Here is a 12,392-nt window from a genome sequence, read left to right as displayed (position 1 = left end):
ATAGAGAGGAGTGAGAGCTCGATAGCAATAACTAACATGACGAAATAGATTAAAGAGCGCCGTAGGTGCGATAGAAGCCCGTTTTCTGTCACATTTACGGTGCTTTTGGTATTTATGGGCTTACCGTAAATAGTAGTTTTTCAGCATTTTACTACTGACATTACACAAGTTTTATACCTTCTTCTCTGAAAGTTTTGAGTTAGAAAAATAACAAGCTAAAAAAAATCATAGTCTTTAAGAACTTTTCTGAAAAACAGCACGTTATAACTTTCCCTATTTCTAAAATCATCATAAACTATGCAGAAATTAAATGTAACTATTTCATTAGAATCTTATGACTCAGAAACTGAATTGAGTGCAAAAGAACAGTTGTTGTTGATGGAAGCTCGTAAGGCTACTTATAAGTCTTATGCGCCTTATTCACAGTTTCATGTGGGTGCTGCTATATTACTAGAAGACGATACTATTATCACTGCCAATAACCAAGAAAATGCAGCCTTTCCATCAGGCTCTTGTGCTGAGCAATCAGCGATATTTTGGGTAGGAGCTAACCATCCAGACAAAAAAATCAAATCTATTGCGGTTATCGCTCGCCCTGGGAAGGGTGATGAGTTTAGAGGCGTTCCTCCTTGCGGTGCTTGTCGCCAAGCAATGCTTGAATACGAAGTGCGTCAAAAACAGCCAATTCGCTTATTGATGCTTGGAGCAAACAACCAAGTATTAGCAACGGAATCAATTGGAGACTTACTTCCTTTGAAGTTTGAAGAATTTTAATCAGATTTCGAGTAAATTTTATTCGAAACCAATCCTTATGAATTCATTTTTTAAACAGAATACCTTTTCGTTGGTCTATGCCTTTTTTTTAGGGGTAATGCCCTTAGTCGTAAGTTCTTCGATTACGGTATGGGTGATGTTTCATGAAGCAAATATCCATCAGTTCGATTTGTCTACATGGACGATGGTATATGCCGCTGCAAGTTTGACAATGGCCTTTGCACTTACGCCAACTACCTTTATAGCGCTATTGAGTGGTTATTTTTTGGGTTGGCAAGCGTTAATTCCTGTTTGTATCAGCTATTGGCTAGCTTCTTGGATTGGATATATAATGGCCGCTAAAATAGATGGTGGACGATTATTGAGTGCTTTGGAGGAAAGAGAAGGGGTAAAGGAACTTCTTCAAAATCTTCAGAAACAAGAGTTCAAAATCATTTTGTTGGCGCGACTTTCACCTGTATTGCCTTTTGCGGTGAGTAACTTATTGTTTTCATGTTCGGGAGCCAAGCTAAAAAACTTCCTTACTGCAGGTTTTATTGGGATGTTGCCCCGCACGCTTTTGTCGATATGGGTAGGAACCCAAGCCAAAGAAATTAAAGCATTAGTCGAGCATCCAAGTGAAGGCGCTGTAGCGCAAGTGGCTATTATACTGATGATTGGAATTTCGTTGTATGGATTATTTAGAGTCGTAAGAAAAGCAATAGGAGAGTAGGTATATTTTAGAAGAGAAAATATACTTGAAATTAGGACTGTACGAAGAATTTCAAGCTATTGCAGATTTGAGATTTTTGATTTCGGAAAGATAATTAAAGAAATAGGTTATACTTCCGAAATCCAACATCCGATTATAATACTTCGTACACAACTAACTTTAAATTGTCCTTTGTTGACGATAGACTCCACATGTATCAATATTAAGGTAAATATTTTTTTCTCATTCATTTTCAGAATATTAGAAAAATTTTATACCTTTGCACCCCCAATCAATTGGGATTAACTAACTATAATTCAATGTGTTTTGCCCGCCACATTGATGTATCAGGGCTTTTATTTAAACATGGCTAATCAATTAGCAGATTTCGACTGGGATTTAGTCGGCACTAAAGGTATCGGTGGTGGTTACTCTACCGAAGAGAGAGCAAGATTAGAAGCTCTTATTGAAGGTACATTGAACCTTGTAACTGAGAAAGAAGTAGTAAAAGGTACTGTAGTAGGTATCACAGACCGTGAAGTGATTTTGAACATCGGTTTCAAATCAGACGGTATGGTTCCAACTTCAGAATTCAGAGATATGCCTGAATTGAAAGTTGGAGATGTAGTAGATGTTTACGTTGAGAACCAAGAAGACAAAGCAGGTCAATTGATTCTTTCTCGTAAATTGGCTAAAGTAATGACTGCATGGAAAAACATCGAAGAAGCTCTTGAGCAAGATATCGTTATCGATGGTTTCGTTAAGCGTCGTACTAAAGGTGGTCTTATCGTTGATATCTTCGGTGTTGAGGCGTTCTTGCCAGGTTCACAAATCGATGTGAAACCAATCCGTGACTTTGATATCTTCGTTGGTAAGAAAATGGAAGTTAAGGTTGTTAAAATCAACCATGCTAACGATAACGTTGTTGTTTCTCACAAAGTTCTTATCGAGAAAGACCTTGAAGAACAACGTCAATTGATCTTGAACAACCTTGAAAAAGGACAAGTTCTTGAAGGTGTTATCAAGAACATGACTAACTTCGGTGTGTTCATCGACTTAGGTGGTGTTGACGGTTTGTTGCACATCACAGATATTTCTTGGGGTCGTATCAACCATCCACAAGAGTTGCTTAAATTGGATCAGAAAATCCAAGTGGTTGTTTTGGACTTCGACGAGAACAAGAAACGTATCTCTTTGGGTATGAAACAATTGCAAGCTCACCCTTGGGATGCTTTGGCAGCTACAGTAGAAATCGGTTCTAAAGTAAAAGGTAAAGTTGTAAACGTTGCTGATTACGGTGCTTTCTTAGAAGTATTGCCAGGTGTTGAAGGTTTGATCCACGTTTCAGAAATGTCTTGGTCGCAACACTTGCGTAACCCACAAGACTTCTTGAAAGTAGGTGACGAAATCGAAGCAGTTGTATTGACTTTGGATCGCTCTGAGCGTAAAATGTCATTGGGTATCAAACAATTGACAGAAGATCCTTGGACTAAACAAGATTTGTTGAGCAAATACGCAGTAGGTACTAAGCACACTGGTACTGTACGTAACTTGACAAACTTCGGTTTGTTCCTTGAATTGGAAGAAGGTATCGATGGTTTGGTTCACGTATCTGACTTGTCTTGGACTAAGAAAATCAAACACCCTTCTGAGTTCATCAAAGTTGGTGAGAAATTAGACGTTGTGGTATTGGAGCTTGACGCGGACAACCGTCGTTTGGCTTTAGGTCACAAACAATTGGAAGAAAACCCTTGGGATACTTTTGAATCAATCTTCACTGTAGGTTCTGTTCACAAAGCAACTATCGTTGCTAAAAATGACAAAGGAGCTACTTTGGAATTGCCTTACGGTATCGAAGGTTCTGTACAGTTGAAACAATTGGTGAAAGAAGATGGTTCTGTTGCTGAAGCTGGTGAACAACTTGACTTCAAAGTAATCGAATTCAACAAAGAAGATCGTAAAATCGCTCTTTCTCACACAAGAATTTTCAACGACGCTAAAGAAGAGGCTGTTCAAGAAGAGAAGAAAAAAACTGCTAAAGATGTAGAAAAAGTTACTAGCTCTGTTGAGAAATCAACTTTGGGTGACTTAGATGCTTTGACAGCTTTGAAAGCTCAAATGGAAGACTCAGCTCGTGAAGAAGCTAAGAAAAAATTGGAGAAGAAGAAATAATCATCTCTGATTAAGTATATAAAAAGGCTCTGCTGACGCATGTTGGCAGAGCCTTTTTTATTGCGTTATCGGGTGTCAGCTTTCAGCTTTCAGTCACTGAAGAACTGCAAAAAATGTATCAAGGACAAATCTCAACTCCCAACTCCGCACTCACAACTCAACACTCACTAATGTCCTAGCGTGATGCTCATCAAACCAATTACTACGTCGTTTGTAAGGGTTTTGAGTGTAATACTTTTGAGTGTTTTCTTTGGATTAAGAGACATATCTAATACTGTTGCGGCACCACCTTCTATCTTTTTACCATTCCAAAACGCCTTGGATTCTTGTCCATTTACTACCTTTCCTGTTGCAAGATGTACTCTAATCGGACGAGACTGCTTTAGTTTGAATGCAAAGTCATCTGTGAAATAATCTTGATCGATAGGCCACCACGTTTCAGGATTTCGCAATGCTAATAGTTCTTCTGTACCATCAGTATATTTAACTGTGATGATACCATTATCTAGCTGACTTTGCATAGGGTTAGTCGAGCCAGCCATCAAAAACCACGCGTGCGAGGCATTTCCTGATAATGGAATCACTTTTTCGTTAGGGTAATTATCCCATTGTGAGGTAAAAACAATATTGTTGACTTTTGGGTTAGAAGGTGTCTTGAAACGAATCCCCTGAGACAACTCGAATTGGTCATTAGTTTGTGCTAATTTTCTCAAACCTTCATCTTTTACTTCAAAGCTTTCATGTGGATGTGGCCAATCTCCAATACCTTGCCAAGGCAACTGCAAAGTCGTAGCCTGTGGACGTGGGGAAAGGTATTTATTTTGAAAAATTTGAATGACTTTATCATTAAAAAAGGCGGTAAGATCAACGGTTTCCTGACGAAGCTGTAGTTTGCCTTGCCAATTGACTAGCGTAGTTTCTATGGTTTGATTTTTCCCAAAAACGATACGCACTTTGTTGGTTCCGCATAGTAAATCGTTTTCAGAAATAGTAATGGTATCAGAGAACTTACCTGCTTCTATTTTCAAATTGGTTCTGAAATGATTGATGAATACCTGAGCCAATAGAGGATTTGACGTATTGTTTTGAAGACAAAACTTAGTAATATTTTCTTCTTTTTCATGACTACTTATTAACTCAATAGCGGGTCTTACCTTAAAACATATAGGCATCCACCAAGATAAACTACCTTGTTGGAGTTGAGCAAAAACGGTGTAATTACCCTCTATGGCTTGTATTTGGGCAGAAAACTGATTGTTTATCACTTGAATATTTCTCAATACTTTTTGAGCGTCAAAAATCTTTAAAACTTTAGCACCTACAAAGCTTTGCTTTATGAATTCCTGATTCGTATAGGTTTTTTCAGTTTTGGGTAAAATTGGCTTTTCACCTTTCCACTCAATAATAATTTCATATTGTGGTAAATAAGGAAGTGCTATTTCAACGACAGGCTTTCCCACAGATTGGTCAAGATTTTTCCACCCAACTATTTTCCCATTTACAACGATTTGAGCTACTTGTCCTTGAGCCAATACCTGAAATTTGAAATCTAAAGCTGTAGGTAGAGTAGGAGTGATTACATAGGTATCTGTTTTTAGTTTTCTCTTAAAATCAAAGCTAATATCAGGTGTTTTGAAAGAAGCATAATCCCAAGTTGTAGGTAATCCTGGGCGAATCAATAAGGTGTTGTTTAGCGCATCAGGAACGATACCAAATAGACCTTCTACCAAGGTGCGTGAGAACATACCAATGGGGTCTGCAAAATCTCGATAAGCCTCGCCACGGGCAGCATCAAAGTACGAAATCTGAACAATATTGCCAGGACTTCCACCCAAATACATCGACTGTAATACTTCGCTTTTGAATAGTTTGAAGGCTTCGTCTGTACGACCAGCTTGCCAGTTTGCCAAAATAATATGCATCGATTCTGCTAAAGCGACATTATTGAGCGACCACATATATGGCATCCAGTTGGTGGTAGAAAGTGTGTAGTAACCTTTGTCTTCCAGCCCCTTCGCTCTAATCGGAATATGTGGAATTTCATTGTCTACATACCTGAGCATTTGATAAGCTTGAAACTTATCTGGCACTTCCGAATCGATGCTATGATAAATCGTCCAAATACCCGCTGAAGGATGCAGTAGCTTATTTCCTAATGCATCTTTAAACTCGGCAAAAGTTCCTTTTTGTGGTATCCATAAAATTTGATTCATGGCTTTCAAAATCTTTTCAGCTTTTTCAAGATAAGGATTCGGATTGTCGCCCATCAATTTGGCTATTTGTGCGGCTTTTTTAAAACCCAAATAATTATAAGCTGAAGTGTGAGTGACATCACCACCGCTATATTGGAGGGCATCACTTGCCCAAATGGCAGCATAGGCATCAAATAGATTGTTTTTATCTATGTCAAAATTTCTTACTTCCCAGTCCAAATGCCTTTTGATGACCGACCATGTTTGGCGCATGAAAGTAGTATCTTTTGTCCAAGCAAAATGGCGTAGTAACTGGTCGATATACACCAAATTCATATCGTAATGGTGTGGACGTAGGTTAGTGCCATTCGGATCACGGTTGATATAGCCACTGGTAAACATTCCTATGCCCGATTTTTCGGTACTTCGAGCAAAGTGCATGGCACTATCGGGTTTGATAGGGCCTGCAAGTGGCGTGGTAAATTGTGATAAAGCATAAGCTTCAAAATGTGTTTTGGCTCTATTGTGCCAACCCAGCACATCGGCAGTATAAGGACCACGCCAACCTGGCAAACGCATCCGCCAGCCAATTGAGCCATGCATATAGGTAGGTGAGTCCCAGATAGCGTCAGAGGCAATGGCTAAAGTGCCTCCAATCGTATTGATAAATGGATCGGGAGTATTGATTTGGATACGATTAGCTAAGGTTTCACGAGTATTTTGAGCTTCTTGAAAAATACGTGGTAACTCATCATATTCAATATTGGCTTTGGTTGTAGGATTATAAATTGTAAAGAAATATTCGGATGGGTTTGTTATAACGAGCTTTCCACAAATGACAGGAGCTTTTTCTGTTTGTGATTGGTATAAAGATAGGGGAGAAGCCAACGCTTGTGCATCTACCACCTTAAGTTCTGATTCGGTCGGGAAAGTGCCTTGGAGGGTCTGTTCTTTGCTTGGTTTGGCAGGCACCTTGGCATCTTCCACAAAATATCGTCCATCACCTGTAGCGGGCAAGCCTGTACCATATTTGAGGATGAATTTTCCTTTTTCTGGAATTACATACTGGTTGTCTTTACAATTGGCTGCTTGTAGGTAAAAATTAGATTCTGGGTCGGGTCCCATATCCCCATCTCTGGAAAACTTTTTGCCTGTTGCTCCTCCAAATGCCCAATATAGCTCGGTAGATTGAGGAGTATTTTTAAACTGGGTTTTCAGAACAAACCCTTCTGCATTGGCTAAAGCTAAAATCTCAATTTCGAGAATACCATTTCCCAATATTGCATCTTTGATGGTATAGAGCCTTGCGCCAGCTCGATAGCGTGCAATAATGCTATCGGCTTGGATTAACCATTTGCTTTGTCGGTTGACAGAAATCCCCAATTTGAAGTTGCCCCCCATGCCTGGCATATACAAGGCAAATTCAGGACGGTCACCTGTTTCGATGCGAAAGGCGGTGTTTGTGCCATAAAGCGCTCGTGTGAATAGTCGTTTGCCATTGGTAATCACAAAGTCTTTGCCCTCGGGACGATAGCGTAATTCTAGTTCTTGATTATGCCATGTTTTAGGAGAAAGTTTTACAGGATATAGTTCTTGAGAAAAGGTGTTCTGTGTAAAGGAAAATAGACATATATACCCTATACAGAAAAGTTTTAAGAATAGATTTAGTTTTTTCGCTTTCATGAAAATAGCATTTTATTGAAAATACAAATAAAAGAAGCTAATCTCATAAAAGCGTCATGCTTACCCGAAGACAGAATACTTTATAAACGTACAATAAAATGCGCTTGAAGACTATGTTCTTCATCGAATTCGATGAGTGAACTACGTTGTCGGTGATTCCACATATAGCCTGTTTCGACCGTAAAATGAGGAGAAAAGTTATGAGAATATCCTAGATAGACCTGATTTTGACTAAATGAATTGGCAGGAATATTTGGAGATACGTTTTGTAGTAACTCTTCACTTATAAAAACATTGTTTTTCGAATTGAGAATATAGCGCAATTGTCCTCTTAATCTAGCACGCCCTTGTGACTCATTCCAAGCATCACCATCATTTTTGAAAAGTCGATATTCATAACCACCTCGTAGTCGAACCATCCACTTTGGACTGAGTGAGTGTAACCATTCAGCCATCAAAAAAGGGCGAAACTCCCAACGGTCTTTTTTGCTAAAATCGGATGTTTTGGCGTAAAGTTGATAAGAATGAAAAAAAGAAGGGAATAGCGATACCACAAGGTTTTGCCCTCGGTGTACCAATCCAAGTCGGTAAGCTTCCATCAATGGGAGTGCTGTTGGATTAATAGAACTCTCACGATAGTCATTTTGGCGTCTATACTGATACTCAAGATTAACCTCGAAGTTCTTATAGATTTTCTTCTGGAGCGCAAAGCGAGTCCAGATTGCATAGTGGTTATAATTTTGGGCTTGGGCACAACAATATGCACATACCCAAAGGGTACATAGGATAATTTTAAATCTCATTTAATCAATCTTGGAAAGAAATACTATGTGCACTAGGAGTCTACTATTTTAGTAGAGAAATCCTAGTGCAAAAGTAATTGATTATAAGAGTTTATGAGTCTTTTTTAGGATTTTTATACTTTATTCCAGAGAAAAGATATAGAAATAATACTCTAGAAATACGGAAGTTGAAAGGAACAAATAACAACGAAATTAAGACAATGGGAATGATATATCCAAGTGGTTCAGGATCACCAAAGAAGTTATAAATCACAAAGCCTCCCACAAGCATAATCCCAACAGTAAATGCATAACTCACATACATAGCACCATAGAAGAACCCTGGTTCACGCTCATAACGAAGTCCGCATTCAGAGCAATGTTCATGCATTTTATCAAATTTGAATATGTTCCACCATGGGTGTGTAAATAATTTACCTTTATGGCATTGTGGACATTTGGCTTTGACCATTGCCCCTACTTTGCTATCGTTGTTCATAGAGTTATTTAGATAATTCGTTAATATTAAAGATAAGTAAATTTTGCACGCAATAGATAGGCATTAGGCTTTATGCCATAAGTTAAAAGTTGTACTTGAATATATTTTATCTAATGCCTACGACTTATGTATCGTAAGAAAATTAAGCAAATTGCTTTACCGTGTATTCCAACTGATGTACAGGAACTACACCCGACTGTCGCCAAACTTGCTGTCCATTTTTGTATAGAATTAAGGTAGGAACGCCACTAATTCTAAGCTCTTGTGCTAGTGCCTGAGCTTTATCTACGTCTATTTTAATGATCTTTATATCCTCGCCTAATCGCTTTTTGAGGTCTTCTAAAATGGGTGCCATTGTCTTACATGGACCACACCATGTGGCAAAAAAATCAACCAAAACAGGCTTGTCTGAGTTGATAATATTTTCAAATGAACTGTTCATGGAATGAATTAGCTATAGGCTTTAGGCCGTTATTGGTTAATAGAAAGCTGTTATTAGTTAATAGAAGGTCGTTTTACTCACTAGTTCAAGACTAAGTCTCAAGCTAGATAATAAAACAATCTTATTTTACCCGCATTAGGCTCTAGATTTTATGCTGTGGGCTAAAAGTTGAAAAGAATTTTTCATGAAATAATTTAAGCTTTTTTGCCTAATGCCTATAGCTTACAGCCTAATGCAAATTAATACTTACAAGTCCTTTTTTACCCATTTTACAAATAACTCATTGCCTTGGCGTGGGCGGATTGAATTACGGCATGGCTCCAAAATAGCATCAGTAAAATAAGGACTAAATAGTTGTAAATACTCCTCTGTTGTTCCGCCAAAAGGAGGTCCTGCTTTGTCAAATTCTGTGGCAAATAATAATCCTACCAATTTACCTTGTGGAACCAAGAGTTCAGCCATTTTTTGCACATATTGCTCTCGCATACTTGGTGGTAAAGCGCAAAAAAAAGTTTGCTCCAAAATTAGGTCATAGTTATCGACATGCTCAAAAAAATCTTCACAAAGAATCCTAACCGATGGGTAACTCTGTAGTCTATCTTGGAGCTTTTCCACTGCTAAAGGAGCTATATCTAAAACTGTCAGATTAGTAAAGCCCAATTCCGCCATCAATAATGCTTCATACCCATTTCCACAGCCAGGAAGAAGAATTTTTAGGTCTTTATTACCAAGCTGCTTTATATAATCTTCAAGAGGAGGAGAGGCTTTTCCCAAATCCCATCCTGTTTGTCCTGCTGCATAGCGCTCGTTCCAATAGTCTTTATTCATCTTTTTACTAATTTATAACTAAATGATTATATGAATGTTTTTTCATGTATTTTTCGTTAAAAAAAGCCAGAAAAGAGATAAGCAAAATCTTATGTTTTCTGGCTAAATCTATTCCTAGGTTGATAATTTTCTAGTCCTAAAAATTACAATTACAATTCTCAATACATTCAATTAACTTGGTTACATCACGTTCTTTTAAAGAATAAAATACATTGAGTCCATCCTTTTCTGAGCGTAAAATTCCTTTTAATTTCATATTGATAAGATGATGTGAAAGTAGCGACTGTTCACATTCCAGAATCGTACATATTTCATTTACTGAAAGTCGCTCTTGCATCGATAATAAATCTACGATAGCCAACCTCGTAGGATGCGCTACCGTTTTGAGAATAAAAGCGGCTTTTTCGAGTTTTTCTTTGTTGATTTTGTAGGCTACAGCTGCCATAGCAAAAATATTTTAATATTTTAAAGGGATGATTCTCTTGTTCTTGATTCGACGGATTGTCTATAAATCAGAACTTTACTATACAAATATATGATTGTTTATTCATATTTAAAAGTAAAAAAATAGTTTATCTAGTGTATTTGTAGACCTTTGCTGGTTTTATGAAAAGCTCTTTGCTTAAACTGCCCCGCTATTCTAAAATATAAGCCTATGTATTGGTGATGATTTTATAAAAAATCTCTAATTTCGTCGTCCCAAACACCATGATTATGGTGGAGGCGGATACGAACTTCTTCAACAACAACTATGATAAAAAATCCTATTACAACTTCCATTTTTGATTTATTCAAAATTGGACCAGGACCATCGAGTTCACATACCATTGGACCGATGAAAGCTTCGTACGATTTTTTAAAGGAACTTAATGCGCTTTCTCCCAACCAAATCGACACTTCTTTACAAATCCAAATTCATTTATACGGTTCATTGAGCGCTACAGGCAAAGGACACGGCACCGACCGAGCAGTTATTGCTGGGCTTTTGGGCTGGACTCCTGAAACCTGTGATCCTGTTTTGTTTTCAGCTCTTCTCAAAGACACAACAGAGCAGTATCCCGTAAAAGTTCATGAAATAGAGATTCCTATTTCGGCTGAGAGTATTGTATTTGAAAAAGGAAAATATGACTCTCCTTACGCCAACACTATGGTACTAAAACTGCTTCGTGCTGAGCAAGTTGTACTTCAGCATGAATACTATTCTGTAGGAGGTGGGTTTATTTATCGTAAGGGTCAAAAAGTAACAACGAGTACGCTTACACCTGCGTATCCATACACCAATATGAAAGAGTTGAAAGCGCAGTTACAAAGTAATGGCTTGACACTTTCAGAACTAATGTATGCCAATGAAATAGCCTTGACAGGAGCTAGTCGTAAAGAAATAGACAAAAAAATAGATGCCATCTTGGACTTTATGCACAAAGCGGTAAAGCGTGGTTTGAAAGACAAACGAGTATTGCCTGGCACCATCAAGCTTCGTAGAAAAGCACCGTTACTTTACGAAAAGGCCAAAAAACTTGCTTTGACGAGTGATAGTTTTCTTATCTTTTTGAACGCTTATTGTTTGGCAGCATCAGAAGAAAATGCTGCTGGGAATATCGTAGTTACTGCTCCAACTTCAGGTGCCTCTGGTGTTATTCCAGGCATTACGTATTTGTTGAAAAATCACTTTCATTATTCTCCCAACGAGATGCGTGAGGGAATGTTGGCGGCTGCGGCTGTTGGTTTTTTGGTAAAACATAATGCAAGTATTTCGGGTGCCGAGATGGGTTGTATGGGCGAAATTGGCTCGGCTTCGGCTATGGCAGCGGCTATGCTGACGTATTGTGCTACCAAAAGTATTCACGCTATGGAATCGGCAGCCGAAATTGCTATCGAACACCATTTAGGGATGACTTGCGACCCAATTGGAGGCTATGTCCAAATTCCATGTATCGAGCGCAATGCCATGGGAGCTGTAAAAGCCTACAATGCGTTTTTGTTGGCAACAGCAGGGGATAGTTCTTTACAAAAAATCTCGCTCGATAGCGTGATAAAAGTAATGAAGGCAACAGGAAAAGATATGTCTAAAAAATATAAAGAAACCTCCGAAGCAGGCTTGGCATTGAGCGCCACAGAATGCTAATAGGCTTGCAGGAGTCATTTAAAATTGAGTGATTTGTGATTGAGCGAGTGAGTGATTATTGGTAGATACGCAATGCTTCGCGTCTTTTAGCTAGTGTACAAATTTTCAAATAATCACTCATACACTCAATTGCCATTTGGCTTTCAGCTATGAGCCGTAGGCTAAAAGTTGAAAAAAATTCTCATGAAATAATTGGAGCTTTTT

General features: G+C 38.3%; 10 protein-coding genes. 4 read left to right on the top strand and 6 right to left on the bottom strand.

Annotated elements, in window-relative coordinates; all coding sequences use genetic code 11:
* Positions 1-297: 297 nt before the first annotated feature.
* The 3 genes from QM481_RS12480 to rpsA all read left to right on the top strand — a co-directional run bounded on the left by QM481_RS12480 (position 298) and on the right by rpsA (position 3,637).
* Positions 298-774 carry a cytidine deaminase gene (locus QM481_RS12480; RefSeq protein WP_166549645.1) on the top strand — a complete coding sequence of 159 codons (477 nt, stop codon included), beginning with the start codon at positions 298-300 and terminating at the stop codon, positions 772-774.
* Positions 775-811: 37 nt separating this feature from the next.
* Positions 812-1,486 carry a TVP38/TMEM64 family protein gene (locus QM481_RS12475; RefSeq protein WP_166549646.1) on the top strand — a complete coding sequence of 225 codons (675 nt, stop codon included), beginning with the start codon at positions 812-814 and terminating at the stop codon, positions 1,484-1,486.
* A gap of 345 nt (positions 1,487-1,831) precedes the next feature.
* A complete protein-coding gene (gene rpsA, locus QM481_RS12470) occupies positions 1,832-3,637 on the top strand; it encodes a 30S ribosomal protein S1 (protein WP_166578328.1) in 1,806 nt (601 codons plus the stop codon).
* Positions 3,638-3,804: 167 nt separating this feature from the next.
* Here rpsA and QM481_RS12465 read toward each other — a convergent pair whose 3' ends face one another.
* From QM481_RS12465 to QM481_RS12440, 6 genes are all read right to left on the bottom strand, one after another.
* Positions 3,805-7,512: a DUF4450 domain-containing protein gene (locus tag QM481_RS12465; RefSeq protein ID WP_283382000.1), complete on the bottom strand. Its 3,708-nt coding sequence runs from the start codon at positions 7,510-7,512 to the stop codon at positions 3,805-3,807.
* Positions 7,513-7,592: 80 nt separating this feature from the next.
* A complete protein-coding gene (locus tag QM481_RS12460; RefSeq protein ID WP_283381999.1) occupies positions 7,593-8,315 on the bottom strand; it encodes a DUF2490 domain-containing protein in 723 nt (240 codons plus the stop codon).
* Between the two features lie 91 nt (positions 8,316-8,406).
* On the bottom strand, positions 8,407-8,793 hold the full coding sequence (locus tag QM481_RS12455; protein ID WP_283381998.1) for a DUF983 domain-containing protein: 387 nt from the start codon (positions 8,791-8,793) through the stop codon (positions 8,407-8,409).
* Positions 8,794-8,935: 142 nt separating this feature from the next.
* Positions 8,936-9,235: a thioredoxin gene (gene trxA, locus QM481_RS12450; protein WP_283381997.1), complete on the bottom strand. Its 300-nt coding sequence runs from the start codon at positions 9,233-9,235 to the stop codon at positions 8,936-8,938.
* 246 nt (positions 9,236-9,481) lie between these two features.
* Positions 9,482-10,063 carry a methyltransferase domain-containing protein gene (locus tag QM481_RS12445; RefSeq protein ID WP_166549652.1) on the bottom strand — a complete coding sequence of 194 codons (582 nt, stop codon included), beginning with the start codon at positions 10,061-10,063 and terminating at the stop codon, positions 9,482-9,484.
* Positions 10,064-10,199: 136 nt separating this feature from the next.
* Positions 10,200-10,508 (bottom strand): ArsR/SmtB family transcription factor, encoded by a 309-nt coding sequence (locus QM481_RS12440; protein WP_095166866.1) that lies wholly within the window; start codon positions 10,506-10,508, stop codon positions 10,200-10,202.
* Positions 10,509-10,814: 306 nt separating this feature from the next.
* On the opposite strand from QM481_RS12440, the gene QM481_RS12435 reads away from it, so the two are divergent.
* The gene (locus tag QM481_RS12435) at positions 10,815-12,188 is read left to right on the top strand and encodes an L-serine ammonia-lyase (RefSeq protein WP_283381996.1); all 1,374 of its coding nucleotides are present in this window, start codon (positions 10,815-10,817) and stop codon (positions 12,186-12,188) included.
* The last annotated feature ends 204 nt before the right edge of the window (positions 12,189-12,392 follow it).

The sequence above is a fragment of the Flectobacillus rivi genome, from assembly GCF_030056655.1.
GTDB lineage: Bacteria > Bacteroidota > Bacteroidia > Cytophagales > Spirosomataceae > Flectobacillus > Flectobacillus rivi.
Note: the sequence above shows the minus strand (reverse complement) of the source record. Positions and strands in the feature narration are given on the sequence as shown.